The 25,970-nt window shown below is 62.3% G+C and carries 28 protein-coding genes and 1 pseudogene; 11 read left to right on the plus strand and 18 right to left on the minus strand.

The window, feature by feature from the left end; genetic code table 11:
• The 6 genes and pseudogenes from GOEFS_RS23815 to sdhC all read right to left on the minus strand — a co-directional run.
• Positions 1 to 301 (minus strand): annotated as a pseudogene (locus GOEFS_RS23815) (D-alanyl-D-alanine carboxypeptidase); the annotation flags it as partial.
• Positions 302 to 342: 41 nt separating this feature from the next.
• Positions 343 to 732 (minus strand): hypothetical protein, encoded by a 390-nt coding sequence (locus GOEFS_RS22470; RefSeq protein WP_007317945.1) that lies wholly within the window; start codon positions 730 to 732, stop codon positions 343 to 345.
• 119 nt (positions 733 to 851) lie between these two features.
• On the minus strand, positions 852 to 1,637 hold the full coding sequence (locus GOEFS_RS10830) for a succinate dehydrogenase iron-sulfur subunit (RefSeq protein ID WP_007317946.1): 786 nt from the start codon (positions 1,635 to 1,637) through the stop codon (positions 852 to 854).
• Positions 1,637 to 3,391 (minus strand): succinate dehydrogenase flavoprotein subunit, encoded by a 1,755-nt coding sequence (gene sdhA / locus GOEFS_RS10835; protein ID WP_007317947.1) that lies wholly within the window; start codon positions 3,389 to 3,391, stop codon positions 1,637 to 1,639. The genes GOEFS_RS10830 and sdhA overlap by 1 nt, the downstream gene beginning before the upstream one ends.
• A 60-nt stretch (positions 3,392 to 3,451) precedes the next feature.
• The gene (locus tag GOEFS_RS10840) at positions 3,452 to 3,913 is read right to left on the minus strand and encodes a succinate dehydrogenase hydrophobic membrane anchor subunit (protein WP_007317948.1); all 462 of its coding nucleotides are present in this window, start codon (positions 3,911 to 3,913) and stop codon (positions 3,452 to 3,454) included.
• 12 nt (positions 3,914 to 3,925) lie between these two features.
• Positions 3,926 to 4,330, minus strand: coding sequence for a succinate dehydrogenase, cytochrome b556 subunit (sdhC, locus tag GOEFS_RS10845; RefSeq protein WP_007317949.1), 405 nt, complete (start codon positions 4,328 to 4,330; stop codon positions 3,926 to 3,928).
• Between the two features lie 249 nt (positions 4,331 to 4,579).
• Here sdhC and GOEFS_RS10850 point away from each other — a divergent pair, with 249 nt between their 5' ends.
• The 3 genes from GOEFS_RS10850 (at position 4,580) to GOEFS_RS10860 (ending at position 7,549) form a co-directional block, all read left to right on the plus strand.
• Entirely contained in the window at positions 4,580 to 4,984 is a 405-nt protein-coding gene (locus GOEFS_RS10850; protein ID WP_007317950.1) for a cytidine deaminase, read from the plus strand.
• Positions 4,981 to 6,288 (plus strand): thymidine phosphorylase, encoded by a 1,308-nt coding sequence (locus tag GOEFS_RS10855; protein WP_007317951.1) that lies wholly within the window; start codon positions 4,981 to 4,983, stop codon positions 6,286 to 6,288. The genes GOEFS_RS10850 and GOEFS_RS10855 overlap by 4 nt, the downstream gene beginning before the upstream one ends.
• Before the next feature lie 148 nt (positions 6,289 to 6,436).
• Entirely contained in the window at positions 6,437 to 7,549 is a 1,113-nt protein-coding gene (locus GOEFS_RS10860) for an adenosine deaminase (RefSeq protein WP_007317952.1), read from the plus strand.
• A 46-nt stretch (positions 7,550 to 7,595) separates the two neighbouring features.
• Here GOEFS_RS10860 and GOEFS_RS10865 read toward each other — a convergent pair whose 3' ends face one another.
• The 6 genes from GOEFS_RS10865 to GOEFS_RS10890 form a co-directional block, all read right to left on the minus strand.
• Positions 7,596 to 8,114, minus strand: coding sequence for a MarR family winged helix-turn-helix transcriptional regulator (locus GOEFS_RS10865; protein ID WP_007317953.1), 519 nt, complete (start codon positions 8,112 to 8,114; stop codon positions 7,596 to 7,598).
• On the minus strand, positions 8,114 to 9,139 hold the full coding sequence (locus tag GOEFS_RS10870) for a pyridoxal phosphate-dependent aminotransferase (protein WP_007317954.1): 1,026 nt from the start codon (positions 9,137 to 9,139) through the stop codon (positions 8,114 to 8,116). Before GOEFS_RS10870 ends, GOEFS_RS10865 begins: the two co-directional genes overlap by 1 nt.
• Positions 9,136 to 10,152 (minus strand): 3-oxoacyl-ACP synthase III family protein, encoded by a 1,017-nt coding sequence (locus GOEFS_RS10875; RefSeq protein ID WP_007317955.1) that lies wholly within the window; start codon positions 10,150 to 10,152, stop codon positions 9,136 to 9,138. The genes GOEFS_RS10870 and GOEFS_RS10875 overlap by 4 nt, the downstream gene beginning before the upstream one ends.
• Positions 10,149 to 10,790, minus strand: coding sequence for an SRPBCC family protein (locus tag GOEFS_RS10880; RefSeq protein WP_007317956.1), 642 nt, complete (start codon positions 10,788 to 10,790; stop codon positions 10,149 to 10,151). The genes GOEFS_RS10875 and GOEFS_RS10880 overlap by 4 nt, the downstream gene beginning before the upstream one ends.
• The gene (locus GOEFS_RS10885; protein WP_007317957.1) at positions 10,787 to 12,445 is read right to left on the minus strand and encodes a thiamine pyrophosphate-binding protein; all 1,659 of its coding nucleotides are present in this window, start codon (positions 12,443 to 12,445) and stop codon (positions 10,787 to 10,789) included. The genes GOEFS_RS10880 and GOEFS_RS10885 overlap by 4 nt, the downstream gene beginning before the upstream one ends.
• A gap of 196 nt (positions 12,446 to 12,641) precedes the next feature.
• Positions 12,642 to 13,913 (minus strand): SatS C-terminal domain-containing protein, encoded by a 1,272-nt coding sequence (locus GOEFS_RS10890; RefSeq protein ID WP_007317958.1) that lies wholly within the window; start codon positions 13,911 to 13,913, stop codon positions 12,642 to 12,644.
• Positions 13,914 to 13,952: 39 nt separating this feature from the next.
• Between GOEFS_RS10890 and GOEFS_RS10895 the strand changes: the two genes are divergently transcribed.
• From GOEFS_RS10895 to GOEFS_RS10910, 4 genes are all read left to right on the plus strand, one after another.
• On the plus strand, positions 13,953 to 14,297 hold the full coding sequence (locus tag GOEFS_RS10895) for a hypothetical protein (RefSeq protein WP_138917977.1): 345 nt from the start codon (positions 13,953 to 13,955) through the stop codon (positions 14,295 to 14,297).
• A 152-nt stretch (positions 14,298 to 14,449) separates the two neighbouring features.
• Positions 14,450 to 15,004 (plus strand): ECF RNA polymerase sigma factor SigK, encoded by a 555-nt coding sequence (gene sigK, locus GOEFS_RS10900; protein WP_007317960.1) that lies wholly within the window; start codon positions 14,450 to 14,452, stop codon positions 15,002 to 15,004.
• A gap of 1 nt (position 15,005) precedes the next feature.
• Complete coding sequence (locus GOEFS_RS10905; RefSeq protein WP_007317961.1) at positions 15,006 to 15,731, plus strand: anti-sigma factor; 726 nt, start codon at positions 15,006 to 15,008, stop codon at positions 15,729 to 15,731.
• 163 nt (positions 15,732 to 15,894) lie between these two features.
• A complete protein-coding gene (locus tag GOEFS_RS10910) occupies positions 15,895 to 17,601 on the plus strand; it encodes a cytochrome c biogenesis protein DipZ (protein WP_007317962.1) in 1,707 nt (568 codons plus the stop codon).
• 4 nt (positions 17,602 to 17,605) lie between these two features.
• Here GOEFS_RS10910 and upp read toward each other — a convergent pair whose 3' ends face one another.
• The gene (upp, locus tag GOEFS_RS10915) at positions 17,606 to 18,229 is read right to left on the minus strand and encodes a uracil phosphoribosyltransferase (RefSeq protein ID WP_007317963.1); all 624 of its coding nucleotides are present in this window, start codon (positions 18,227 to 18,229) and stop codon (positions 17,606 to 17,608) included.
• A gap of 46 nt (positions 18,230 to 18,275) precedes the next feature.
• Positions 18,276 to 18,620: a hypothetical protein gene (locus GOEFS_RS10920; protein WP_138917978.1), complete on the minus strand. Its 345-nt coding sequence runs from the start codon at positions 18,618 to 18,620 to the stop codon at positions 18,276 to 18,278.
• 88 nt (positions 18,621 to 18,708) lie between these two features.
• Here GOEFS_RS10920 and GOEFS_RS10925 point away from each other — a divergent pair, with 88 nt between their 5' ends.
• Together GOEFS_RS10925 and GOEFS_RS10930 are read left to right on the plus strand one after the other, a co-directional pair.
• Complete coding sequence (locus GOEFS_RS10925) at positions 18,709 to 19,011, plus strand: type VII secretion target (protein WP_007317965.1); 303 nt, start codon at positions 18,709 to 18,711, stop codon at positions 19,009 to 19,011.
• Positions 19,011 to 19,955 carry a C40 family peptidase gene (locus tag GOEFS_RS10930; protein WP_007317966.1) on the plus strand — a complete coding sequence of 315 codons (945 nt, stop codon included), beginning with the start codon at positions 19,011 to 19,013 and terminating at the stop codon, positions 19,953 to 19,955. The genes GOEFS_RS10925 and GOEFS_RS10930 overlap by 1 nt, the downstream gene beginning before the upstream one ends.
• A 10-nt stretch (positions 19,956 to 19,965) precedes the next feature.
• Here GOEFS_RS10930 and GOEFS_RS10935 read toward each other — a convergent pair whose 3' ends face one another.
• The 4 genes from GOEFS_RS10935 to GOEFS_RS10950 are packed head-to-tail and all read right to left on the minus strand — an operon-like array spanning position 19,966 to position 23,867.
• Positions 19,966 to 20,745, minus strand: coding sequence for an ABC transporter ATP-binding protein (locus tag GOEFS_RS10935; protein ID WP_007317967.1), 780 nt, complete (start codon positions 20,743 to 20,745; stop codon positions 19,966 to 19,968).
• A 38-nt stretch (positions 20,746 to 20,783) separates the two neighbouring features.
• Positions 20,784 to 21,407: a hypothetical protein gene (locus GOEFS_RS10940; protein WP_007317968.1), complete on the minus strand. Its 624-nt coding sequence runs from the start codon at positions 21,405 to 21,407 to the stop codon at positions 20,784 to 20,786.
• A 20-nt stretch (positions 21,408 to 21,427) separates the two neighbouring features.
• Complete coding sequence (locus GOEFS_RS10945) at positions 21,428 to 23,086, minus strand: phospho-sugar mutase (RefSeq protein ID WP_040524947.1); 1,659 nt, start codon at positions 23,084 to 23,086, stop codon at positions 21,428 to 21,430.
• The gene (locus GOEFS_RS10950; RefSeq protein WP_007317970.1) at positions 23,064 to 23,867 is read right to left on the minus strand and encodes a purine-nucleoside phosphorylase; all 804 of its coding nucleotides are present in this window, start codon (positions 23,865 to 23,867) and stop codon (positions 23,064 to 23,066) included. Before GOEFS_RS10950 ends, GOEFS_RS10945 begins: the two co-directional genes overlap by 23 nt.
• 156 nt (positions 23,868 to 24,023) lie before the next feature.
• On the opposite strand from GOEFS_RS10950, the gene GOEFS_RS10955 reads away from it, so the two are divergent.
• Together GOEFS_RS10955 and GOEFS_RS10960 are read left to right on the plus strand one after the other, a co-directional pair.
• A complete protein-coding gene (locus GOEFS_RS10955; RefSeq protein ID WP_007317971.1) occupies positions 24,024 to 24,731 on the plus strand; it encodes an enoyl-CoA hydratase/isomerase family protein in 708 nt (235 codons plus the stop codon).
• A gap of 12 nt (positions 24,732 to 24,743) precedes the next feature.
• Positions 24,744 to 25,919, plus strand: coding sequence for an amidohydrolase (locus GOEFS_RS10960; RefSeq protein WP_007317972.1), 1,176 nt, complete (start codon positions 24,744 to 24,746; stop codon positions 25,917 to 25,919).
• Positions 25,920 to 25,970: the final 51 nt, after the last annotated feature.

Below are 25,970 nucleotides of genomic sequence, written 5' to 3' on the forward strand. Positions count from 1 at the left end.
CTGATGCGGGCGACGAGGTAATGACCCCGCAGTGCGCGAGGCGATCTCCGCCGACCGTGGGGGAGTGAACCGGCAACGGTGTCGGCACGGTATCGCCCGGTTGGGGCACCTCGGATTCGTCGACCGCCGGTGGGGTGTTGACCTTGTGTGGACAGTGGTCGGTTGGCACCGGCGACGCATTGCCCGGTACCGCGGGAGTCGCGAGTAGCCCGAATATCGCTACGACCGCTGCGACGACAAAGACCCGCGCGGCGCTCGCGAATATCGTGCCCCCGTTGGGCTGTCGAGTGACGTAGCTCATTGCGGAGAAGTCTAAGTCATCGGTGATCCGGCTGCGCGACCTCAACCACAGACGGCGATTCCCCGACGTCCGCGAACAGTATTCTGGGTCGTCACCGTGCCGTTGACCGCGACTTCGCAGCTGGCGCGTGACCCGCTGGTCTGCAGGTAGACGACGAATTCGGCGACCTGACCGCGGGTGGTGTAGGTCAACGTCGATGACCACAGGCCAGCCTTGCTGTCGAAGGTGGACAGGATCGGATCTTGCTGGGTGCGTGGCCGGTTGGTTGAGTCGATCCAGCCGGCCGCGATATTGCGTTGCTGATCGGATGTGAAGGTGATTTCGACGGTGTCACGCGCGATTGGAGCGGCGCCGACATTCGCGACGAGGGATGCGGCGTCGAATAGTGCGACCGCGAGAACAGCGAGTGAGGCCGAGCAGATGCGTTTCATGGGTTATTGGACGTTGCGGGCATCGGGTTTGGTTCCATCGAATCCGCAAATCTCGCCCCGTGACAATGGAAACCGCCCCGCCCGACAGGAGTCGGACGGGGCGGTGGTCTACGAAATGTCTAGCGCGAGAACATCAATGCGCGCTTGACCTCTTGGATTGCCTGTGTGACCTGGATGCCACGCGGGCAGGCGTCGGTGCAGTTGAAGGTGGTCCGGCAGCGCCATACACCGTCGGAATCGTTGAGGATGTCGAGCCGCTCGACGGCGGCCTCGTCGCGGCTATCGAAAATGAAGCGGTGCGCATTGACGATTGCGGCTGGCCCGAAGTAGCTACCTTCGTTCCAGAAGACCGGGCAGCTGGTGGTACAGCACGCGCACAGGATGCATTTGGTGGTGTCGTCGAAGCGGGCGCGGTCCTTCTGCGACTGGATACGCTCATAGGTCGGCTCGTTGCCGCTGGTGATCAGGAACGGTTTGATCGCCCGGTACGCGTCGAAGAACGGTTCCATATCGACGATCAGATCCTTCTCCACCGGAAGGCCCTTGATCGGCTCGATGGTGATGGTGATGTCTTTGTTCTTGTCCTTAGGCAGCATGTCCTTCATCAGGAGCTTGCAGGCCAGGCGATTGACGCCGTTGATCCGCATGGCGTCCGAACCGCAGACGCCATGGGCGCAACTGCGACGGAAGGTCAGCGTGCCGTCGAGGTAGCCCTTCACGTACAACAGCAGGTTGAGCAGCCGGTCGGTAGGCAGAGCGGGAACGCGGAAACTTTCGAAGCCGGCGGCGTCGGGATCCTCCGGGTTGAACCGGTAGATCTTGAGAGTCACCATCGTGGCCTCCGGCGGTACCGGGGGCAACGGTGGCTCGGTTGTTGCCGGGTTGTCTTCGACGATAGCGGTCATCAGTACTTACGCTCCATCGGCTCGTAGCGGGTCTGGATCACGGGCTTGTAGTCCAGCTCGATGTCGGCAAGCAGACCATCGCCGCGCTTGTAGGCCATGGTGTGCTTCATGTAGTTCGCGTCGTCGCGGGTTGGGTAGTCCTCGCGGGCGTGGCCGCCGCGCGATTCCTTGCGGTTGAGCGCGCCCACCACGGTGACCTCGGCCATTTCCAGTAGGAAGCCCAACTCGATGGCTTCGAGGAGATCGGAATTGAATCGCTTGCCCTTGTCGTGCACGCGGATGTGGGCGTAGCGCTCTTTGAGAGCACGAACCTCGGTGAGCGCGGTGGTCAATGTTTCTTCGGTGCGGAACACCGATGCGTTGTCATCCATGACGCGCTGCAGCGTGGTGCGGATGTCGGCGACGCGCTCGTTGCCGTGTTCGGAGAGAACAGATTCGAGCCATTCGTCGACCATCGCGGTCGGTGCTTCGGGCAGCTCGGTGAAGCCAACCGAGTTGGCGTAGTCGGCAGCGGCGATGCCGGCGCGGCGTCCGAACACATTGATGTCGAGCAGTGAGTTGGTGCCCAGGCGGTTGGCGCCATGCACTGAGACACAAGCACATTCGCCGGCCGCGTAGAGACCGTGCACGACGGTGTCGTTGTCGGAGAGCACCTGACCTTCGATATTGGTCGGGATGCCGCCCATCACGTAGTGGCAGGTCGGATAGACCGGCACGTACTCGGTAACCGGGTCGACGCCGAGATATGTGCGGGCGAATTCGGTGATGTCGGGCAGTTTTTCGTTGAGGACGTCTTCGCCGAGGTGAGTCACGTCGATGTAGACGTAGTCCTTATTCGGGCCGGCACCACGACCTTCGAGTACTTCGAGCACCATCGAGCGGGCGACGATGTCGCGGGGTGCGAGGTCCTTGATGGTCGGAGCGTAACGCTCCATGAACCGCTCGCCGTCGACGTTGCGCAGAATGCCGCCCTCGCCGCGGACCGCCTCGGAGATGAGGATGCCCAGGCCCGCCAGGCCGGTCGGATGGAACTGGTGAAACTCCATGTCCTCCAAGGGAAGTCCCTTGCGGAAGATGATGCCCATGCCGTCGCCAGTGAGGGTATGAGCGTTCGACGTCGTCTTGTACATACGCCCTGAGCCGCCGGTCGCGAAGACGATCGACTTGGCGTGGAAGACGTGGATCTCGCCGGTCGAGAGTTCGTAGGCGATGACGCCGGTGGCGACTTTCTCGCCCTTCTCGTTTTCGCTCAGCGCGATGTCGAGGGCATAGAACTCGTTATAGAACTCGACGTCGTGTTTGACGCAGTTTTGGTACAGGGTCTGCAGGATCATGTGGCCGGTGCGGTCAGCGGCATAACAGGCGCGACGCACAGGAGCCTTACCGTGATCGCGAGTGTGTCCGCCGAAGCGACGCTGATCGATCTTGCCTTCGGGCGTGCGGTTGAAGGGCAGGCCCATCTTTTCCAGGTCGAGCACGGCGTCGATAGCTTCTTTCGCCATGATCTCCACCGCGTCCTGGTCGGCGAGGTAGTCGCCGCCCTTGACGGTGTCGAAGGTGTGCCACTCCCAGTTGTCTTCCTCCACGTTGGCCAGTGCGGCGCACATGCCGCCCTGGGCCGCGCCCGTGTGGCTACGCGTGGGGTACAACTTGGTCAACACCGCGGTGCGGGCGCGCGGCGCGGATTCGATGGCTGCGCGCATACCGGCACCGCCGGCACCCACAATGACGACGTCGTAACGGTGTTCCTGCATGGTTTCCCTGGGTCTCCTCTGGGCGGGGCTAGCTTCTAGTTGCCGATAGTCCGGGTAGCTCTAGCTGCCGACGCTGCTGGTGTCGAAAGTGAGTAGCGCGTAGGTGCCGAGCACGAGCACGAGGATCATCGACAGACCGAGCAGCACATTGAGCCAGAAGCGGGTCGAGTCCTTGCGGGAGTAGTCGGCGATCACGGTGCGCACGCCATTGCCACCGTGCAGTTGGGCCAGCCACAGCATGGTCAGGTCCCAGACCTGCCAGAACGGTTCCTTCCATCGTGCGGCGACGAATGAAGCGTCGATGCGGTGCACGCCGTTGTCCCACGCCAGCATGATGAACATATGCCCGATGGTCAGGATGATCAGCGCGAGACCGGAGAAGCGCATGAACAGCCATGCGTTCTTCTCGAAGTTGCCGCCCTTGGGCTTACGAGGTGAGCGGGGGTTGTCCAGGCTGGCCGGACGGTCGTATTCCTTGCCCAGGGACTTGGCGGTGCCTGGCGCGGCTTGCGATGCGGTCATCAGGTGCCTCCCTTAGAGCGAGTGGATCAGGATCTGCAGCAGCCGGATGGCAGCCGCACCGAATACGACGGCGAAGATGGCCAGGATGGTCCAGAGCATCTGACGCTGGTAGCGCGGGCCCTTGGACCAGAAGTCCACCAGGATGATCCGCAGGCCGTTGAATGCGTGGTAGAGCACGCAGAAGACCAGCGCGATCTCCATCAGACCGATGATCGGGGTCTTATAGGTCTCGATGATCTCGGAGTACTTGTTGGGGTCGATACGGATGACCGCGGTATCGAGCACGTGCACGAAGAGGAAAAAGAAGATCGTCACGCCGGTGATGCGGTGCAGAACCCAAGACCACATGCCTGGATCGCCTCGATAAAGCGAGATCTTGCGCACCGGTGCGGGTGCAACTTCGGTGGGGGTGCTCATGGCGAAAAACTGGCCTCCGCTGTTCTCGGGCTGGACCGCTCTACTGTGTGGCCGAGCGACACAGTGGCTTGTACCGCTTAGATCACTTCGACCCCTAGCAACAGACTTTAAACCTAAGCTGAGTGCCATTGTTAACTGGCTGAAGTGATCTGAGCGACTAAGAATTTGAACTAAGGATTGCCTTACCAAGCTTTTGTTGCTATAAGCGGTATCGAAATTCGCGAAACAGTGCCCCGGGAGAGGATATCGGTGACATCGGTAGTTGACTGGAATCTGTTGCACCACAAGGCAATTGATGCGATGGGTAACGCGTACGCACCCTATTCGGCCTTCCCCGTCGGGGCGGCGGCACTAGTCGATGATGGACGTTTAGTCCACGGATGCAATGTGGAAAATGTCTCATACGGGCTCGGTGTCTGCGCCGAGGTGACACTCGCCGGAAACCTGGCGGTTACCGGCGGCGGCCGACTCGTCGCGGTCTCGGTTTGCGACTCGCGCGGTGAATTGCTAATGCCCTGTGGACGGTGTCGCCAGGTGTTGCTCGAACATGGCGGAGTCGACCTGCTGGTCGCCTCGCCGTCCGGACCGAGGCGTCTGGGCGACTTGCTACCTGACGCGTTCGGTCCCGACGACCTCGCCGGAGGACGGTTATGACAGTCGATGCGCACGCGCTCGACGCGGTGTCGATCATCGCCGCCAAACGCGACGGCGCCGAATTAACCAACGAGCAGATCGACTACATCATCGCCACCTATACCGCGGGCGAGGTTGCCGAAGAACAGATGTCGGCGTTGCTGATGGCAATCGTGTGGCGGGGGATGACACGCCGCGAGATCGCGCGCTGGACCGCTGCGATGATCGCCACCGGCACTCGGCTCGTCTTCGCCGGTCTTCGCCGGGACAGTCGGCAACTGCCGACCGTCGACAAACACTCCACCGGTGGCGTAGGAGACAAGATCACCTTGCCCCTCGGCCCACTCGTCGCGTCATATGGCGTAGCGGTGCCCCAATTGTCGGGCCGAGGGCTCGGTCATACCGGCGGCACGCTAGACAAACTTGAATCGATAGCCGGCTGGCGCGCGGACCTGAGCGTCGAGGAGATGACGAACCAATTAGCCGACGTCGGGGCGGTGGTATGCGCTGCCGGTGCCGACCTGGCACCGGCCGATCGCAAGATCTATGCGTTGCGCGACGTCACCGGCACCGTCGAATCCATTCCACTGATCGCCAGCAGCATCATGAGCAAGAAGATCGCCGAGGGCACCGCGGCACTCGTCCTCGACGTCAAGGTTGGTTCGGGTGCGTTCATGAAGAATCTCGACGACGCAACGGAATTGGCGCGCACGATGGTTGAGCTGGGTGCCGACGCCGGGGTCGCGACGACGGCATTGCTCACCGACATGAACACGCCGTTGGGCCGGACCGCGGGCAACGCCTTGGAAGTCGCCGAGTCGCTAGAGGTGCTTGCCGGCGGTGGCCCCGAAGACGTGGTCGAACTGACGCTGGCGCTGGCACGGGAGATGCTTTCGTTGGCGGGGCTGCCCGACATCGACCCGGCAGAGAATCTGCGCAATGGTCGGGCGATGGACTCGTGGCGGGCGATGATCGCGGGGCAGGGCGGCGATCCCGACGCGGCGCTGCCCGTCGCGTCAGAGCGTGATGTCGTTGTCGCACCGGCCGACGGGTACGTGAGTCGGCTCGACGCGATGGCTGTCGGCCGCGCGGCGTGGCTCCTCGGTGCCGGTCGTGCCACCCCCGGACAGCCGGTGCAGGCTGAAGCCGGCGTGCAATGGCATGCGGGACTGGGTGATCGGGTACAAGCGGGCGATCCGTTGTTCACGCTGCACACCCAAACTTCCGAGCGATTCCCTTCTGCGCGTGCGGCGTTGACCGGTGCGGTCACAGTGAGTGAGGCTGCCGTACCGGTTGCCGGGCGAGTGGTGGGCAGAATTTCCTAACTTGATGTCGACGTCGCGGCCAAGGGCCGCAACGATATTCCGTTGGACTGCTGGCTGGGACGGAATTCACCGTGGCGTCGGACAACGTTCTTGCGCGACATCGGCTACGGAGCCTGCATCGGTCGTAGATTTTTGACAGGCTGAGGTGATGATCCCGTCACTCGACCCCGCGAAATTGATACTCGCGCCCAAGGTGGTTCTGCACGATCATCTCGACGGCGGACTGCGTCCGCAGACCGTGATAGAGCTGGCTGACGCTGTCGGCTACGACAAGCTGCCGTCAACCGACGTGGCGGACCTGGGGCGGTGGTTCGCCGACGCCGCCAACAGCGGGTCGTTGGAGACGTATCTGGAAACCTTCGCTCATACCGTCGCGGTGATGCAGACGGCTTCGGCGTTGCGCCGGGTCGCGCGTGAATGTGTCGCGGATCTGGCCGACGACGGTGTGGTGTACGCGGAGGTGCGGTACGCACCCGAACTACACACCGAGCGTGAGCTGTCACTCGACGACGCTGTCGAGGCGGTGCTGGCGGGATTCGCCGAGGGGGAAGCCGACGCCGCGCGGCGAGGCAGTCCAATCATTGTGCGGTGCTTGGTAACCGCGATGCGGCATGCCGCGCGGTCGCGCGAGATCGCCGAACTTGCCGTGCGGTATCGCCATCAAGGCGTCGTCGGCTTCGATATCGCGGGTGCCGAGGCCGGGTATCCTCCGACACGTCATCTCGACGCCTTCGACTACATGCGAGCGAACAACGCGCACTTCACGATTCACGCCGGCGAGGCGTTCGGATTACCCTCGATCCACGAGGCGATCGGCTTTTGCGGGGCGGACCGTCTCGGTCACGGCGTACGCGTTATCGATGACATCACGCTGCCCGACGGCGCCTCAGCCGATGATCATTCGTTCGACGGTGCCGTACTCGGTGACGTGGCAAACTATGTGCGGGACAAGAGAATTCCGCTGGAACTGTGCCCCAGCTCGAATATCCAGACCGGGGCAGTCGCCGACCTGGCGTCACATCCATTCAACATTCTTGCCAGGTTACGGTTCCGGGTTACCGTCAATACGGACAACCGACTGATGTCGGACACCACGATGAGCAATGAATTCCGTTGTCTGTCAGAGCAATTCGGCTATGGGTGGAGCGATTTCCAGCGGTTCACGGTGAATGCGATGAAGTCGGCGTTCATTCCGTTCGACCAGCGATTGGCATTAATCGATGATGTGATCAAACCGGGGTACGCGGTCTTGCTGGGCTAAGCCGCGTATGAGCGAGATACGCGTGTGGGTTTGGAGAACCGCGCGTTTAAGCCCCGACGTTGGCGCGGGCGAGGGTCTGCGCGGCGATCTCCAGTTGATCGCGCAAGGTCACAATCAGCGCGCGCATCTCCTGAACTTCTTCATTGGTTGCCCCGGCCGCCGCGGTGACCGCCTCGATCATCTCGATCGACGCGGGCTTGAGTCGATATCCGGCCGCGGTCGGGGTGAGGGTTACCGCGCGCCGATCCGTCGCGCTGCGGTCGGCGGTAATCAATCCGGCGATGGTGAGTCGTTTGACGAGGGGCGAGAGCGTCCCGTAGCCGAGCTGGAGCAATTCGCAGAGATCCCTGATCGACCGGCCGGGCTGCTCCCAGAGCGCGAGCAAAACCAGGTACTGCGGGTAGGTGATTCCCATCCGGTCGAGAAATGGACGGTAGGCAGCAGTCATCGCCTGGGATGTGCTGTACAACGCGAAACACAGTTGGGCCGCGGGCGCCAGCAATGCTTCACGGTCGTCGGCGCCCTTGGTATTTCGTGTCTTCGCCTTATTGCGGTTATCGCTCATCAGGTAATCGTATCGCTTAGCGCGCCAACCACCGCCCCGCTTGAATGACAGTCGGCGACGGTGATGCGCACACCGGACGTGCAATCCTTCACCGCGATGCGCGCACGATTGAACGCATCGAGCACCGCGATGGAATCCGACGGACTTCGGTACGACACGTGGACGAAATTGGCCGCGCTGGCCGCGACATCGAATCCGAGGTGCCGAAGACGCGTCGAGAGGCGGTCGCGTTCGACGATTATCGGCGTGATGCGCTCCAGCAACTCCGGCTCGGCGCGGTAACACGCGGCTACAGCGACCTCGGCAAGAGCGTTCATCTCGAACGGAATAAGCCGTCGTCGAATACGCTCGATCATCGTCGGTGAGCCGATCCCGTAACCAATTCGCAGCGCGGCCAAGCCGTAGGCTTTGGAAAAAGTCCGCAGTACCAATACATTTGGGAACATCGCGACCAGTGCCAGTGGATCGGTGCGGTGTGCGGGATCCGCGAATTCCACGTACGCCTCATCGAGGATCACCGGGATCGTCGGATCGATATAGGTCAGAAATTCCGCGAGTTCGGCTGGGTCGACGCAGGTGCCCGTCGGGTTGTGCGGACTGCACACCACCACCAGACGGGTCCGGTGATCAACAGCGTCGGCCATCGCCGCGAGGTTGTGCTCGCCACTTCCGGTCAAGGCGACAGCGTGGCATATGCCGCCGGCCATTTCGGTCAAGATCGGATAGCCGTCGAAGGTCGGTACCGACATGACGACGTTGTCGCCGGCGGAGACGAACTCCCGGAGCAGGTGGGTAAGAATCCCAGTCAGGCCCGGCCCCACCACAATCTGGTCCTGAGTGGTGCCGATATGTCCGCTGATGATGTCGGCTAGTCGCGACGGGAAGAATTCCGGGTATCGGTTAACGCGGCCCAGCGCCTCCGAGAGAGCCAACCGCACCGAGGGCAACGGTCCGAACGGAATCTCGTTGAGTGCGAGAAGATGGTCAACCGGCTCGGTTCGATGCTCGACGATACCCGAAGTCATCTGCCCGCCCCGCCCCACCGAAAGGCCGCGGCGCCCGCGAAATCTCCGGAGTGGGCGAATCCGGCGAACATCACTAGCGACCCAGGCTTGACCGAACCCGTGGTGAGCACATGATCGAAAGTCACCGGAATCCCCGCGCCGAAGAGATTGCCGCATTCGTCAAAGGTGTCCGGATGCCGATCTTCGGGCAGCAACAAGGCCTCGCGCCAGTTGCGCAGAAACATCCGGTTGGGTTGATTGGTCACCAGTAGATCTAGATCGCTCGACGCGACTCCGATGCGTTCGCACACTTCGCTGGCAACCTCGGGGACGAGACGATTGCCGCGGCCAACGACCTTCGCGATACGCGACTCGGTAAAACCGACATGCAATTGTCCGGAGCCGGCTTCCCAATACTTACGCGGCGGGTCGGCCACGCCAATCATGTCGCCGGCGTATTCGGGCAGATGCCGGCAGACCGTCGCGAGTATCGGTGACTCGTCCGACTTGGTCAGATATCCGACTCCGCAGCCATCGCCGGGTATCGCTGCCTGCGCGAGGCCGCGCACCTGCTCTTGGGTGAAGACCTGACCCGCGGAATTCTGGGCGGTGCAGATCAACGCCGAGCGCGCCGAAGTAGTCTCCAGGATCTGCTTGGCCAGTTTCATCATGTAGACAAATGCGACGCAGCCGCCATTATGCAGATCGATTACCCATTCGGGTGCGATACCGAGGCGGTGGGCGACTTGTCCTCCCGCGCCATGGATGGGCAGCTCGGGCAGTTGGGTATGCGTGATCAGGACGTCGACCTGCGAAAGCATCTCGGATCCGTGCCGGGCAAGCAATGGCTCGACCGCGCGCTCGATCATATCGGTCACCGTCTCGTCCTCGCCGATGTGGTGACGATATGCCGGTGCCTTGAACATCACCGAGTTAGCGAGTTCGTCCGATTCGGCGAATTGCGCGAAATACTCAGCGCCCACTCGATTTTCGGGCAGATAACTCGCTACATCAGTAAGGCTGACGACGGTCATTTCATCCACCCCGGGGTGATCGGCTCGCCATTGCGGTGGCGATGTTCGCAAATGGCTTTGAGATTGCGCAGTTCCATTAGGTGACCGGCATAGAACAGTTCCCAGAAATCGCCGACCCACACCTTGCGATCTTTCGGTGCGGTTTCCGGGTACGGATTCTCGTCGTAGAACGGATGATGACAATTGGTCCACAACACGACCGAGCCAGGTTTGTTCAGGACAGTTTGGGCGTCAACGACGCGGATGAGATAGATCATCCACAGATGTTTGCCCTGATCCCATGCGCAGTAATAGTCAACTGTGCGCGCATCCGCGCTGGATTCGGTCCGGGTGTAGATTTCGGTGTTGTCCCCGATGCGATCCTGTGCGATCCACAAGCCGGCCTCATCGGTCTCCTCGAACCCACGCAAACTGTAGGTCCACTCTTCCAGGCTGCGAGTATCAGCGAGATAATTGAAGACGTCCTCGGGCGGAGCGTCGATGAATTCTTGTACGGTGATGTATTCGCCGTAGACCTGATCGTGCGGGTAGACCGCGCGAGTCATATCCAGCACCATCGGCATTCCGGCCTTGACGCTGATATTTTCGATCCGATACACGCCGGGTATATCGATGGACGTTATTTCCGAGCTGGTCATGGATTCACTTCCTTCATCAACGGGGCAAACGGTGGGATTTCATCTGGATCGCATTCCACGCAGACGAATGCCGGACCACCGGCGTGCGTGAGTTCGTCGAGTGTTCGTGTCAGCTCGTCCAATGACTGGACAGTCCGAGTGGTGAGGGTGGGAAACATTGCTGCGACAGCGTGGCCGATATTGGCAGGGGAGAAGCGGTTGAAGCTGTATTCGGCATCGAAAAAGATCTGTTCGCGAGTGATGCACATAGCGTGGGCGTTGTTGTTGAACACGATGAATGTCACCGGCACCTGATGCTCGACCGCCGTGTGAACTTCGAGTCCGTGCATGAAGAACGCTCCGTCGCCGGCCAGGACGTAGGTTCGCCGTTCCCGGGCGATGGCGCTGCCGATACCCGCTCCGAATGCGTAGCCCATCCCGCCCATACCCAGGGCGACGACGAATCGTCCGTCGTCCGGTGTCGGCAAGTAGTGCACCGCGGCTGCCCCGGTATTGCCGGCGTCGGCAAACACCCCGTCGCCGGTTCTCAGTCGCGCGCCGATCGCAGCCATTGCCGGTCGGTAACGCACCCCGGGGCCAGACCCGTCGGGAACCTCGAGTTCACGCACCCTCGCTAGGTTGGGTAACGGTTCTCGTCGAGTTACGTTGTCGGCCAGCAAGTTCAGTGCCTCGCGAAGCTCTCCGCCGACGCTGGTCTCCGCGTCGACGAATGGTGGACGATCACCGATGTGCAGGATTCGGCTGGCGGCGAGGACCGGATCGAGGCCACCGCGCTCGGTCATCGTCAGGGGAGTGCCGACTACGACGCACAATGCGGCATCGCCGATAACCTCGGCGATGCCGCGGTGGCCCATCACCCCACTCACTCCGACGAACAACGGATGTGACTGCGGGAAAACGTCTTTCGCATCCGGGGTTACCACCACCCCGGCTCCCAGTGACTCGGCGAATCGTAGCAATTCGGCACGCGCATCAGCTCTGGCCACACCCGAGCCGGCGATCAGGATTGCCGGCCCGCTAGCGGTCGCGGTCAGTAGTTGTTGTGCCGCAAGGTAATCGGGCATATCGGGGCGGTGAGGTTCTGAGTGAGGCTCGGCCGGTGAACTTGCTGCAGACTGGTTATCGAGTAGCTCTTGCTGAATATCCTTGGGCAACAACAGTGTTGCCGGGCCACCTGACCGGGCTGCGGCAATCGCGGCGTCGAGAAGTTCGGGTACCTCGGCCGCCGACGTCGCCTTCTGACACCAGCGCGACACCTGCCCGAATAATGTGGTGGCATTGAGTGTTCCAGCTCGTCCGCTGGTGTCCTGGAATGCCCCGATGCCTTCGAATTTGGTTGGCGGCTGGCCGACGAGCGCGAGGACCGGAACCCGCGAGTCGAATGACTCGCCCAGTGCCGCAACAAGATTCAACGCACCGCCACCGGAGGTCGCGGCGACGACGCCTAATCGATTCGTCGTTCTGGCGTAACCGTCCGCCATCGTCGCCGCACCAAACTCGTGCTTGGCCACAATTCCGGTCATCGATGGGCCGAATCGATCGATCGCGTCGTACAGATCCTCGATATTCGCTCCGCCTACCCCGAAGACGTGATTCGTGCCGATAGTCGCGATGCGTTCGACCACATAATCGGCTACTCGCCGGTTGTGATTCATAACCCCCCTTTCCATCGTGCACGATGTATTTACGATCAAAACGCTATCCCCAGAATTCGGATACCGCAACTACTTAGCTCGAATTTCCCCTGGTTAACAAGCGATTTCCCAACGGCAAACCCCACCTACGGCGACATCCCCGACCCAAAATCAGGGTCGGGGATGTCGCGATGAGTCGGGTTTGCGAGGAGGCGGGTTACCCCTTCTTCGACAGTCGGTCTTCGAAGTCGTGTACCGCGGCGCGGAATTCTTCGGCTTCGTTGTCAAACGGACCCGACGGGGCGAGGCGTTTGGGGTCGGGGTTGATCGCATAGTCGACAAACCAGCCCAGCGGTGTGGTCGACGCGAAGGCTTCCGCGACGGCGTCGTCGCCAGCGTAATCCGCTGCGTCAGTGAGCAATTCGACTGCGAGCTCAAGTTGATTCGAATCGATGCGACGGGGGCCGTCGACGATGTCTTCGGCTAGGCCGGGCAATACGTACACATTGTCATCGGTGACGTCGTACTCGAGCGATCCGTCCGTGGCGGCGACCTTGACGTCGTCGAAGGTGGAAACCTTAGCCAGATCGTGTGTGTCGGCGTTCGCCAGAAAACGCGTCAGTGCACGCTCGGCCGAGAAGACGTAAATGGCGCCGTTGCTGCCGAGGAAGACCGGCTCATCGCCGAGATAGCAACGCAGCGAAAGGTATTCGCCATCGGTGGTGACGATGCGGATCGGGTCGATGCCTACGTTGGCCCAGAAATCGTCTTCGTCGATCTCGTCGTCCTCGCCGAGTTCGTCGTCGGCATCATCGCTGTCGTCATCGTCTTCGGATTCCCCGTCGGCGTCGATGTCATCGTCGGATGGTTCGTCCTCTTCCTCGGCCGGGACAGCAGCCTCCAGTTCCGCCTCCGCGATGGCAACGATGTCGGCGGGGACGTCGGGTGTCGACGTCACCTCATCAAGGGCGTCGATGACATCGTCCCAGTGCTTGGCGATCAAGCGGCCGATCCGCACCCACAGGTCCAAACCTTCGCGGCCCTCGAAGTTGCGTGTCCCGGTGGTAACGGCACCCAGGATCGGGTTGCCGTTGAAGAACTTGGTGATGACGGTCAGTTCGCATACCTCGCCGAGGATGCGGACGATCTCTAGCGCGTCTTCGAGTTCGGCGATGACGGTCGGCTGCGGGTCTTCCGCGGCCAACTCGGGGACACCGATCAGGTCGTAGCTGTGCCGCGCGTCGGGGACCAATTCATCGGCCTGCAATTCGACGACGGTCGACCACGCCGGATGTTCGACGAGATCGTTGTCGTCGCTGGACCGGATGAACGCGACCAGTTCGGCAACGCCGGGAAAGGTATAGAGATCTTCGTCGAGTCCGAGGAACGCCTCCCACTCGTCGTCGCCTTCTCTCCAGCGAGGTGCCCACAGGGTGAACGAGTTGCCGTCGGTCAGTCCGAGTTCGATCGGGACGATGTCGCCTGCCATGGGCACAAAGCCTAACGATCTTTGCTGAACGTTGCCGCATTGCCCCTTCCTCCGGGCCCGTGGCCGTCGTCAACCGCCAGTGTCGGCAGCTACGGCGTCATGCGATCGCCCGACGCCGGAGTGCTCATCGGCGGCATCATCGCACCCGACGACGGCGGCATCATCTGCCCGCTCATCTGCGGTGACATGCCGCCGGGCATTGACGGACTCATCGGTGCCGACGACATCGGCGCGGTCATTTGGCCCGACATCGGTGTCGTCGACGACGGCGTGGAATCGGTCTTGGAATTGTCGCAGGCCCCGAGCAGTAATACACCGGCGGTTGCGGCAGTCGCTGCGGCGAGCGGGAACAAAGCGGAGCGGCGAAGTGAGCGGGACATGTGAATCCTTTCGTCAGGGTGGCGGGCGCCGGGTGGGCCCTACCGGTCATTCGGCGCCGCTCGGTCGATGGATTGGTGCGACTTCGACGACCAATCCGTGGCGTGCGCGGTGGCGAAGTACATAAGGTGAGGACGACCTTCGACAGTGGAGAATGTGTGAGCGTGGAGCAAACCGACGATCACGGTTTGTTGCTGTGTGCCGTCGGTCGGGGCGACCGGGATGCGTTTGATCGCCTCTTCGACGCCCTCGCGCCGCAGACCTACGGGTTAGCTCAGCGGGTCGTCGCGAGTTCGGCACGCGCGGAGGAGGTCGTCCAGGAGACCTGGCTGCAGGTGTGGCGTAATGCCGGCCAGTTCGACCCGGACCGCGGTAGCGCTGCGGCATGGATTCTCACGATGGCGCGACGCCGGGCCATCGACGCGGTGCGACACGATCAGGCCGCTATCGGCCGGGACGTCGTGTACCACGCTCAGCAGGTACCGGATTACGACCGCGTGAGTGAGGCGGTGGTGGCGTCGGATGAGTCTCGGCGGGTAAGGCACTGCTTGGGCGGTCTAACGGATTTACAGCGCGAGGCAATCGATTTGGCGTACTACGGCGGCCTGACCTACGTGGAGGTCGCGGATTCGCTGGCCTGCAATCCGGCGACGGTCAAGACCCGAATCCGAGACGGCTTGCGGCGCCTGCGCGCTTGTCTGGGAGGTGTGTGACATGGCTGACGAGCACGAAGAATACGCGGGATTCGCTGAGCTCTATGTCGTCGACGGATTGCCGCACGACGAACGAGTCGCATTTGAAGAGCATCTGCGGGCCTGCCCGATCTGCGCCGAGGACATCGCGGGCCTGAGGGAAACGGTTGCGGCACTGTCGGTTCCAGGTGCGACATTGCCGACGGGGGTGCGGGAGCGGGTGATGGCGGCGGTTGATGCCGAGTCGGAGGCCCGCTCGTCCGGCGGCGTGGTCGAACTGACCACCCGACGTCGTCGCACACAGACGTGGCTTGCCGCAGCGTGTGCCGTCGTCGTCGCTTTTGGTGCGGCAGTGGTGATTTGGCAAGTGACCGATACGACCACATCAGAACCGCCGGTCGCGAATCCGCCGATGGTGCAATCGGTACTGACGGCCCCGGATATGACGAAAGCGTCCGGTGCGCTGGAAAAGGGGACTGTCGCCGCGATGTACGCGCCGTCGCAGCGAGCGACAGTCGTGGCAACCGAATCTCTGCCCGCCATCCCGTCGAACATGATGTACCAAGTGTGGATCACGGTGGGCGGCAAGAAGAAGAGCGCCGGGATGGTGCCGGGTGGGCAACCGGATAAGACTATGGTGGTGATGACCGACATGGAACGGCCCACGACGGTGGGGTTGTCGGTGGAACCCGCGGCGGGGTCGTCGCAGCCGACGTCGCCACTGGTCGTCGACTTTCCGGTTTCCTAGGGGAACGCCAACTACCCCACAGCTGAAAGGTGCTGCACGACAATTATTGTCGTGTACCTCGGAAAATCTGTGGGGTAACCAATCCACACCCCCGACCGTGCCGAATTATCGGTGAGAGCGTTGGCGCCCGTTGCCCGACGCCGAGACCGTAAGGAGTTGGCGCATGGTCACTTTGGCGCTGTTGGGTGTGATCAGCGGGTTGATCACCGGAGTATCCCCATGTGTATTACCAATGATTCCGATCGTCTTCGTGACGGGCGGAACGAGCGAGAATCAGAAGACCTCTTCGCGGCCGAATTGGCTTCGGCCGGTGCTGATCATTATCGGAATAGTAATAAGCTTCGGGACCATCGCCTTGTTGGGCACCCTGGTCTTGTCCCTGCTCGGCTTGCCGACCGGGTTGTTGAGGTGGTTGGGGATCGCCTTGTTGGCGCTGGTTGGAGTGAGCCTTATCGTGCCGAAAGTCGCGCACGCGCTGGAGAAGCCCTTCGCCAAATTGCCGTCGTGGACTCCCGGCCACAGCGACGGGGTACTGGGTCCGCTGCTACTTGGTTTGGGGCTCGGCACTCTCTACGTGCCATGCGCGGGTCCCGTGCTCGCCGCTATTTCAGTTGCTGGCGCGACCGCCGAGATCGGTTGGCAGACAGTGGTGTTGACCATATCTTTCGCGCTCGGTGCGGCGATACCGCTGGCATTCTTCGCCTTGGCCGGAGCGTCGATGACGTCGCGATTGGGGGCTTACCGCAGGAGGCAGCGGGCATTTCGGCTTGGTGGCGGCGTGATATTGGTGGCGATGGCTGTCGCGATCGCCGCGAATCTTCCGGCGACCCTGCAGCGCTTGGTACCTAGTTACACCAGTGGCGTTGAGCGGGTGATCGCGCGTCAGGACGCGGTCACCGATGCGTTGCGGCCAGCGGGCGCGTCTGGACCGCGAATTGACCTGTGCGCCAAAAACTCCGGCAACATTGCCGACTGCGGTGCGGCGCCGGAATTTTCCGGTGGCGGGCGATGGTTCAACACCAGTGGTCAGCCGCTAACGAAGGCTGGTCTGCGCGGCAAAGTGGTGCTCGTCGACTTCTGGACCTACTCCTGCATCAACTGCCAGCGAGACGCGCCGTATGTCAAGAAGTGGTACGACGCTTATCGTTCGGCGGGGCTGGTAGTCATCGGAGTGCACACTCCCGAGTTCGCGTTCGAACACGATGCCGGGAATGTCGGCCGAGCGATAGCGGATGAGGGCATCGCCTATCCCGTGGTGCAGGACAACAACTTTGCGGTCTGGAATGCCTACCGGAATCTGTACTGGCCGGCCAAATATCTCATCGACGGTGCGGGCAATATCCGTGCGACCGCCTTCGGCGAAGGGAACTATGCGAATACGGAAGGCAATATCCGTACCCTGCTCCGGCAAGCGAATCCGTCGGTGACACTGCCCAAGGCAGTGACCGGCGGTGTCGACACAGTATCGTCGGCCCCGACGACGCCGGAGATATACCTGGGTGCCGCGCGAGGGGCAACGTCTTACCAGGGCAGCGGCGATCTGACAACTGGCTCGGGAAAGATGTTCACACTCAACGCCGTACAGCCGGTTGACACCTTCAGCGTCGGTGGGCGGTTCGATGTCGCGGGCGAGTCGATCACGTCGGTTTCCGACGCTCATGTGCGGGTCAACACGCGTGCCGCCAAGGTGTTCACCGTCTTGTCGGGAACTGGAACCTTGCGTATTCATTCGGCGGGTATAGCGGATAAGACGATTGACGTATCGGGCACACCGAGGTTGTACACGCTGATCGATGCGGCATCGGCGCAACGGGTGCTCGATATCAGCTATACCCCGGGAATCTCGGTGTATACGTTCACCTTTGGGTGAGGAGTTACCTCGGCCCAAACTGCCGATCGCCCGCGTCACCTAGACCAGGCACGATGTAGTTGGCCTCGTCGAGCCGATCATCGATCGCGGTGATGACAAGTCGCACCGGCAATCCGGAGTCGTTCAAGGCGGCGACCCCGGCGGGAGCTCCGACGACGCAGACGGCAGTGATGTCCTGTGCCCCGCGTTCGACGAGCAGATTCAGTGTGTACAACATCGAGCCGCCGGTGGCGAGCATCGGGTCGAGGACGAAGACGGGATGTTCGGACAAGTCTTCGGGCAACGACGCCAAATAGGGAACGGGCTCGGCGGTCGCTTCGTCGCGGGCAATGCCGACGAAGCCGACCTGCGCCTCGGGCACCATCGCGTGAGCCTGGTCGACCATACCGAGGCCTGCCCGCAGCACCGGCACGAGCAGTGGTGGGCGGTGCAGGCGAACGCCGGTATGGGGCACCAACGGCGTCTCGATCTGACGATCATCGGTGGGCCAGCCACGCAATGCCTCGTAGATGAGCATTTGTGTCAGATCGTCGAGCGCGCCGCGGAACGCGGCGTTGTCGGTGTTCTTGTCGCGCAGAGTGGTCAATCGAGTGAGCGCGAGAGGATGGTCGACGGTCGTGATCTGCATGCAAACAGTATGTCGGTCGGCTCGTAGTGCGGCGTCCGTTGGGGCGTTAGAAGTCTGACATCGATTCGGTGAATGGGATCAGGACGAAGATCACGAAGGCGCTGGCCAGCGTCACGCCCACGGTGATACCCAGTGTGAACCCGGCGATGTGCCCACGTCGGATCAGTAGGGCGATCAGAGCGGCAATGCTCGTGATCGAGACGACTGCGCACGCCACCATTGCGACAGCGGTGCTCAGCAGCATGATGGCTCCGGCGCCGACAAGTGTGCCGAACCATCCGACGACGCCGCAGGCGACAACTTCGCAGATGTACTGCAGCACACCGAGCGCACTGTTGGAGAGACGTTTTCCCCGAGACTCCGGGGTGAGCCCCTCCGTCACGTGATTCACAATAGTGATCATACCCTGTACGAACGAACATCCTCGATGGTCGAAAGATGAGTGGAACCAATATGGGGTGCCAGCGCGTCCAATTCGCATGGCCCTTCACACCGAAACCCCCGCAGTCACCGACTTCGCCCGCCGACAGCACCACGTCGCTACCCGCGTTTCCACAGCCGCGACTTCCGTTCGCTCCGACATCGCGTCACTCGCCGGCACCTTCGGATTGATTGGGGCCGACTTCCTGGCAGCGGTAGCCGTTGTCGTCGACAATCAGGCGCGCCGTCTGGAAACAACCGCCGCGCGCTATCAGTCGTTGTCGACCACATCGACCGACGCCGCTGAGCGGTACAACTCGACCGACGAGAAAGGCAAGCGTTCGTTGGAGGTGCGGGTCTAATGCTCACCGCCGATGTTCTCATCATGCCGCTGAAAATAATGGCGACCGCACTGGGCACGGGTGTGCTGCCCGCCGATAGTCCTCTCACTCGGTTGCAGTCGAGTTCCACGACGCTGGACGACGCCCGTTCTCAATCCGAATCCGCATCGAAAAAGGTTGCCGCGCAATGGAAGGGGCGCGGCGGGGAGGCGGCGCAGAACGCGGCAAACGCTACCCAACATAAGGCGATCGTGTTGGCCGGCGACGCGAAAACCGTTGTGTCGGCGATCGAATCAGCGAGCGCGAAGGTAAAGCACGCTGCCGACGAGATCAATTCCCTTATCGACTCCTTCGGTCGTTGCGCTGCGGCACTTGGACCGTCCTTGTTCACCATTGCTGGACTAGCCGCGCTGCTGCCGGTCGCCGCCGATCACGTTAGCCGTGGCCTGGCCGTCGTCACGCGGGCGCAAAGTGCGTTGCGAGTCGACACGGCAACCGTGCTCAAGTCTGTGCGACATGATGCCCCAGCCGCGACCAAAGTTGGGGGCAAGACACGTGACATGGTGAGCTGCAAGGGAATCGCGATCACGCTGCCCGACGGTTCGACCGCATACGCGCCGAACGAGCGGGCGGCCAAAGCGGTACGTGCCGCCTTAAGTCAGCGCGGGGTGAAGTACTCCTGGGGTGGCACCACTACAGCGGGATTTGATTGCAGCGGGTTGACGCAGTGGGCGTATCGGCAAGCGGGACTTGAACTTCCGCGCCTCGCCCAGGATCAGGACACAGCGGGTACTCGCGTAGCGCAGTCTCAGTTGCTGCCCGGTGATCTCGCGGTCTGGGACGGGCACGTCGCGATGTACATCGGCAACAACCAGATGGTTGAAGCCGGCGATCCCGTCCAAGTGTCGCCGGTGCGTACAACCAATCTCAACCAAGGGTTCCAGGGCTTCTACCGACCGCGGTAGAGGTCCGGCGCTATCGTGCGGTCGCCGACCATCGTCCACCCATTCGCCGCACCACAACACCGTGGTCGAAACACTTGCTAATCGTGTCGGTCGTCAGTGCGCTCTTGACTGGCCCCGACGCCACCGTCTCGCCGTCGGCCAGGAGCAGAGCATGCGTGGTCGACGTCGGCAGATCCTCCAGGTGGTGGGTTACCAGCACAGTGGCCAACTCTTCCTGCTGGCTACGGAGTTGGTCGATGCTTGCCAGCAGCCGTTCGCGGGCCGCGAGGTCTAACCCGGTTGCTGGTTCGTCGAGCAAAAGCAACTTGGGCCGTGGCATTAGCGCACGCGCGATCAGCGTTCGGCCCCGTTCGCCCTGACTCATGAACGGCCACAATGCCTCTCGCCTCGCCGACATGCCCAGCAGGTCAAGTAGTTCGTCGGCGCGGGTGTGTTCGCCGGCGGTGTAGTCGTGGCGTCGGTCCAGTTCGGGAGTATTGGTTAATCCCGTGAGCACCACGTCATGCGCGGAAATTGGCACGTCGATTCGCCAGCGCGGATCCACATGCCCGATATGAGTGCGCAATTCGCGCATATCGACCTTGCCGAGTCGCCGACCGAGAACGTCGACAAAACCGTGCGTCGGATGCGATCGCGCACCGAGAATCGCCATCAAGGTGGACTTGCCCGCGCCATTGGGGCCGAGCAGTGCCCAGTGTTGGCCTGCCGCAACCGACATGCTCACGCCACGCAACAGATAGCGTTTGGACCGCACGACATCGACACCAACGGCATTGAGTAACAAGGTCATTCCATCAACAGTAGGGCAGCGCTCAATTAGACCGGTGCTCAATCGGACCAGTAGGCGATCATCGTCTCGGTATTGAGTACGGCTCCGCCCTTGGTGATCGTCAACGACTCCTGGCTTATGACATACGAATAGCCGTCGTTGGTCGCGGTGAAGGCGTTGCCGCTGCGTACCGGAAAGTCGATCTCGACGGAATTCCCGTCGGCCGTTCCCTTGTAGTAGAGGTTGGCCGTGCTGCCGACTTGGCAGATCACCACGCGAGAGCGGTCGGTCAAGCCGATGGCAACAGCCGCATCCTTTGAGGCGTTGCATCGCGGACCGTCGATGAATCCTTGCCAGTCGGTGTCGGCCACAGTTGGCTCGCTGTGCGTGGTGGGACTCGTCGAACCTGGGGCGGGAGCCGGCGGGGGTATAGAGGCTGGCGGACTGGTATTGCTCGAACCGCCGGGCCTGACCACGGACGTGGTGATCGATGACACCGGCGGCGATGACTCTGACTCTGGGATCAGAATTAGCGCCGCCAGCACTCCCGCGACAACCAGTAACACCCCGGCCGCGATCGCGGTCAACACGATCGGTGACCGCCACGGCGAACGCGGCGGTTCGGGCGGTAGCCCTTGCGAATGCGGCCCCGACGGCTGGTAGTTGCCACCTGGGTAGGTCATGCCTGCCCTCCTTGGGTAAGTCAGTCGGCTAGCAGTTCGGTCAACGCGGCTGTGGCCAGCTGAGCGGCGCGTTGTTTGAGGTCGTCGAGCGATTGAGTATGACCGTATTCGTTGGCAGCTACAATCGTTTCGACGTAGTACTTGATCTTCGGCTCGGTCCCCGATGGACGGACCATGACTCGCAGTCGCGCATCGGTGGTCGTGCCGGTCATCAGGATTGCGTCGGTCCGCAATCTGTCGTCGCGCACGGCATAGTCCTCGACACTCAATCGGATACCCGAAACCTGCGCGGGCGGGTTCGACCTCAGATTGCCCATGACGACCTCGAACTCGCCGGAGTTCGATAGCCGCCGTGATCGGGCCGATGTGTGATGTACCCCGAACTTTCGATACAGCTCGTCTAACATGCCGCTTAGGTCGCCGCCACGCGTTTTCTGCTGCCGAGCAAGCGAACTCAGCACTATCGACGCACTGATGCCATCCTTGTCGCGGACCGCGTCAGGATCGACGCAATGGCCGATCGCTTCCTCGTAGGCGTAGCGGAGTGGGGGGAGGTCGGGGTTGTCGTCGGCGCGTGAGAGCCATTTGAAACCGGTCAGTGTGCGTACGGTGTGCGCCCCAGACGCTTGGGCGACGGCTCCGGCGAGTGTCCCCGAAACAATGCTGCTGGCAACGGTTTTCGGGCCCGGCGGCGAATTCTCCAGAAGGTACGCGCACAGTAGTGCGCCGGTTTCGTCTCCGCTGAGCATCCGCCATCCGTCGGCGGTTGGTATCCCGACCGCGACCCGGTCGGCATCGGGGTCCAGCGCAATCGCAAGGTCGGCGCCGACGTCAGCGGCGGTGGCGAGTAACAGTGCCGCCGCACCCGGTTCTTCCGGGTTGGGGAACCGAACCGTGGGAAAGTCAGGGTCGGGTGCGAATTGGGCTTCGACGAGGTGGATATCGTCGAAGCCCGCTGCTCGTAACGCGTCGACCGCGATATGCCCACCAACGCCGTGCATCGGTGTCAAGGCGATTCGCAAGGGCGTTCTCCCGTCGCCGAGCGGCAGGCTGGCCAGTCGTGTTAAGTATTCGGCCCGTACCCGCTGTGCTCGTTCGTTCGACGAAACTGCCACTCGTGCAACATCTTTTGCCGCCATGGAGCCAGCCATGATCGCTTCGATCTCGACGTCGTCGGGCCCGACGATCTGTCGTCCACCTTGTGTGTACAGCTTGTAGCCATTGTCGGTAGCGGGATTATGCGAGGCGGTAATTTGTATACCAGCGACCGCTCCCAGGCTCCGCGTGCCGAACGCTACCAGCGGCGTTGGCACCGGATCAGGGAGCGCGACGACGTCGAACCCTTGCGCGGCAAGCACTTCGGTGGTCGCGGCGAAAAAATCGGCTGAGCCGTGTCGTGCATCGCGTCCTACGACAACGGTGCCCCCGGCGTGGCCGTGTCGCCGAAGCCAGGTGGCGACAGCGTATGTCGCGCGCGTGACCGTCGCGACATTCATGCCATTCGGTCCGGCACGAACGATGCCACGTAGTCCCGCGGTCCCGAAATGTAGTGTGTCACCGAATCGTTCGCTCAACTCGACCGAATCATCGAGCAGCGCTTCAAGTTCGACGCGAGATGCGGCGTCGGGATCGGCGTCGATCCAGGCGCGCACCGACTCAGAGTTCGGCGATGATGTCATGGAGTAGCTCGCCGATCCGCTGCGCCGAATCCTGTCCCGCCGCAAGGACTTCTGCGTGGTCGAGCGCCTTCCCGGTGATTCCTGCCGCGGGGTTCGTGACCAGCGAGACACCGAGCACCTTCATCCCGGCGGCACGCGCGGCGATCGTCTCATGCACCGTCGACATGCCGACCAGGTCGGCGCCGAGCGTCGCCAGCATCCGGATTTCAGCGGGTGTTTCATAGTGTGGCCCAGGCAATCCCGCGTATACCCCTTCGGTCAGCGTCGAGTCGACACCGCGGGCGACGTCGCGTAGACGAGGCGAGTACGCGTCGACTAGATCGACGAACTGGGCGCCGACGAGGGGAGATCGTCCGGTGAGGTTGAGATGATCGCTGATCAACACCGGCTGCCCAACGCCATAGTCGGGGTTGATGCCGCCGGCGGCATTGGTCAGCACGATGGTCCGAGCACCCGTTGCCGCGGCGGTGCGGATCGGATGTACGACCCGCGCCAGATGGTGACCCTCATACGCGTGGGTGCGCCCGACTAGAAGCAACACCCGGTGATCGCCAACCCGAACCGACACGGCGGTACCGCTGTGTCCGGCCGCCTTCGGTGGCGTGAATCCGGGCAACTGCGCCATCGGCACGCTGACAACGGGATCGCCGAAGCTCGCGACAGCTTCCCCCCAACCGGACCCGAGAACTACGGCGACATCGTGAGTAGGCGAATCGGTCGCGGTCGAGATGGCGGTCGCGGCAGCACGGGCGGCAGCGTCAGCGTCGACGGTGGGATCCATAGCAAGGATGTTAAGTGATGCGCCGCGAAGTGACCGTCCGGACTTGGCGCGGCCGACCCGGTAGAGCGCGGAGCACGGCCACGTCGGTCGTAGTGGCTCGATATCTGAAGCATCCCCTGGTCACCCGCGCAAAGCGATGCGACTAAGGTCAGCAACATGCCATTTTTGCGAGAAGCTGACGACGTGTTCGAGCTCTACCTGGGCACCGAGGGCGTTGAACTCGACGAAACCAACCCGGAGAACCGTTTCCACCCGGATTGGATCGTGACACTCAATGGATTGCTCGATGACGTCGCGGCGGCCGGTGCGTCGAGTAAGAAGGCACTGGTAATCACCGCTACCGGCAAGTTTTTCACCAATGGTCTCGATACCGACTGGATTTTCGGCAACGCCGACAAACTCCCGGCATATCTTGACTCGGTCCACGCTGTTTACACCAAGGTCTTGACGTTGCCGGTGCCGACGATTGCCGCGATCAACGGTCACGCCTTCGGAGCTGGCGCGATGCTGGCCGAATGCACTGACTACCGGATCATGCGCACTGAGCGAGGCTTCTGGTCATTGCCCGAAGCGCAGCTGAACATGCCGTTCACGCGTGGCATGGCGGCGCTACTTCGTACGCGCCTACGGGACGAGACAGCCACCGAGGCGATGTTGACCAGTCGCCGCTATGGTGCCGACGACGCGCTCGCCGCGGGGATCGTCGACGAAGTCATCGACGCCGACGCACTCGTTGAGCGGGCGCGGGCGGTAGCTGCTGAGCGTCTGCCGCTCGCCGGGGCCAACCTGGGAGTCATCAAGTCAGGACTGCGCCAGCCGCTACTTGCCGACCTCAACACCCCGACGCCGGCGTCGTTGTTCTAAAAGGGCCGGGCAATGACTGACGTGACATCGCGCAGCGGGCAGGAAGTTATCGATGCCTGGCTGGCCGCGCATACCGGCGACCTCCTCGGGTGGCGTCGTGACTTCCACGAGCACCCGGAACTGTCGCGTCAGGAAGTGGTTACTACCGACAAAGTGATGGCGGCGCTGACCGCGATCGGATTGTCGCCGAAGCGGTTACCGCTGGGTACCGGGGTGGTGTGTGATTTGGGCCCCGACGCCCCCGGCCGCATCGCGCTACGCGCCGACATGGACGCACTGCCGATCCCTGAGCACACCGGTCTGCGATTTCGTTCGCAGATCGACGGCGTCTCGCATGCGTGCGGACACGACGCCCATACGGCAATCTTGCTCGGCGTAGGACATCTCCTGGCTCAGGCGGGCCAATTGCCGGTCGGTGTGCGACTGGTCTTTCAGGCGGCCGAGGAAGTGATGCCCGGTGGTGCGCTCGACGCCATCGAAGCCGGCGTGATGAATGGCGTACGCGAAATCTATGCGCTGCACTGCGATCCGCGGCTACCGGTCGGATCAGTTGGTTTGCGGACTGGCGCGTTGACGTCGGCCGCCGATCACGTTGACCTGACGCTACATTCGCCCGGTGGGCATACGTCTCGACCGCATCTGACCGGCGACTTGGTCTACGCGATGGGCACTGTGATTACCGGTTTGCCGGGGATCTTGTCTCGTCGCGTCGACCCGAGGTCGGGGACAGTCATGGTGTGGGGTGCGGCCAACGCCGGCAACGCGCCCAACGCGATTCCGCAGGAGGGGCGGCTCAAAGGTACCGTCCGGACCGGTACACACGAGGTGTGGATCGAACTGGAACCGTTGGTACGCAGTATCATTGGCGAATTGCTTGGGCCGTTGAAGGTCAGTTATGACCTGTCGTACTTCCGTGGTGTGCCGCCGGTCGTCAACGACGCCGATGCTGTCGCGAAACTGGCGCGCAGCGTGAGTGCCTGCGGCCCAGCGGCGGTTGCGGACACTCCGCAATCGCCTGGCGGAGAAGACTTTTCGTGGTACCTGGAGCATGCTCCGGGTGCGATGGGGCGACTCGGAGTGTGGGACGGCTTCGGTCCGCAAGTTGATCTGCATTCGCCGAACTTCGACATCGACGAGCGCGCGCTCGCGGTCGGAGTGCGAACCCTCGCGGGTTTGATTCTGGGTTAGGTTGTCGAGAGTTGCCGTGCGTGCGTTGGTATTTCGGCTCGCCGGGTCTCG

The sequence above is a fragment of the Gordonia effusa NBRC 100432 genome, from assembly GCF_000241305.1.
GTDB lineage: Bacteria > Actinomycetota > Actinomycetes > Mycobacteriales > Mycobacteriaceae > Gordonia > Gordonia effusa.

Excerpts from the sequence above, each read along its gene's own strand:
- GOEFS_RS10890 (WP_007317958.1), bottom strand. The coding sequence starts at position 13,913 with ATGGCAGGCGACATCGTCCCGATCGAACTCGGACTGACCGACGGCAAC.
- sdhC (WP_007317949.1), bottom strand. The coding sequence starts at position 4,330 with ATGAGCACCCCCACCGAAGTTGCACCCGCACCGGTGCGCAAGATCTCG.
- GOEFS_RS10955 (WP_007317971.1), top strand. The coding sequence starts at position 24,024 with ATGCCATTTTTGCGAGAAGCTGACGACGTGTTCGAGCTCTACCTGGGC.
- GOEFS_RS10880 (WP_007317956.1), bottom strand. The coding sequence starts at position 10,790 with ATGACCAGCTCGGAAATAACGTCCATCGATATACCCGGCGTGTATCGG.
- upp (WP_007317963.1), bottom strand. The coding sequence starts at position 18,229 with ATGCAGATCACGACCGTCGACCATCCTCTCGCGCTCACTCGATTGACC.
- GOEFS_RS10875 (WP_007317955.1), bottom strand. The coding sequence starts at position 10,152 with ATGACCGTCGTCAGCCTTACTGATGTAGCGAGTTATCTGCCCGAAAAT.
- sdhA (WP_007317947.1), bottom strand. The coding sequence starts at position 3,391 with ATGCAGGAACACCGTTACGACGTCGTCATTGTGGGTGCCGGCGGTGCC.
- GOEFS_RS10945 (WP_040524947.1), bottom strand. The coding sequence starts at position 23,086 with ATGACATCATCGCCGAACTCTGAGTCGGTGCGCGCCTGGATCGACGCC.
- GOEFS_RS10885 (WP_007317957.1), bottom strand. The coding sequence starts at position 12,445 with ATGAATCACAACCGGCGAGTAGCCGATTATGTGGTCGAACGCATCGCG.
- GOEFS_RS10830 (WP_007317946.1), bottom strand. The coding sequence starts at position 1,637 with ATGACCGCTATCGTCGAAGACAACCCGGCAACAACCGAGCCACCGTTG.
- GOEFS_RS10855 (WP_007317951.1), top strand. The coding sequence starts at position 4,981 with ATGACAGTCGATGCGCACGCGCTCGACGCGGTGTCGATCATCGCCGCC.
- GOEFS_RS10910 (WP_007317962.1), top strand. The coding sequence starts at position 15,895 with ATGGTCACTTTGGCGCTGTTGGGTGTGATCAGCGGGTTGATCACCGGA.
- GOEFS_RS10840 (WP_007317948.1), bottom strand. The coding sequence starts at position 3,913 with ATGACCGCATCGCAAGCCGCGCCAGGCACCGCCAAGTCCCTGGGCAAG.
- GOEFS_RS10930 (WP_007317966.1), top strand. The coding sequence starts at position 19,011 with ATGCTCACCGCCGATGTTCTCATCATGCCGCTGAAAATAATGGCGACC.
- GOEFS_RS10905 (WP_007317961.1), top strand. The coding sequence starts at position 15,006 with ATGGCTGACGAGCACGAAGAATACGCGGGATTCGCTGAGCTCTATGTC.
- GOEFS_RS10960 (WP_007317972.1), top strand. The coding sequence starts at position 24,744 with ATGACTGACGTGACATCGCGCAGCGGGCAGGAAGTTATCGATGCCTGG.
- GOEFS_RS10865 (WP_007317953.1), bottom strand. The coding sequence starts at position 8,114 with ATGAGCGATAACCGCAATAAGGCGAAGACACGAAATACCAAGGGCGCC.
- GOEFS_RS10940 (WP_007317968.1), bottom strand. The coding sequence starts at position 21,407 with ATGACCTACCCAGGTGGCAACTACCAGCCGTCGGGGCCGCATTCGCAA.
- GOEFS_RS10950 (WP_007317970.1), bottom strand. The coding sequence starts at position 23,867 with ATGGATCCCACCGTCGACGCTGACGCTGCCGCCCGTGCTGCCGCGACC.
- GOEFS_RS10935 (WP_007317967.1), bottom strand. The coding sequence starts at position 20,745 with ATGACCTTGTTACTCAATGCCGTTGGTGTCGATGTCGTGCGGTCCAAA.
- GOEFS_RS10925 (WP_007317965.1), top strand. The coding sequence starts at position 18,709 with ATGGCCCTTCACACCGAAACCCCCGCAGTCACCGACTTCGCCCGCCGA.
- GOEFS_RS22470 (WP_007317945.1), bottom strand. The coding sequence starts at position 732 with ATGAAACGCATCTGCTCGGCCTCACTCGCTGTTCTCGCGGTCGCACTA.
- GOEFS_RS10870 (WP_007317954.1), bottom strand. The coding sequence starts at position 9,139 with ATGACTTCGGGTATCGTCGAGCATCGAACCGAGCCGGTTGACCATCTT.
- GOEFS_RS10860 (WP_007317952.1), top strand. The coding sequence starts at position 6,437 with ATGATCCCGTCACTCGACCCCGCGAAATTGATACTCGCGCCCAAGGTG.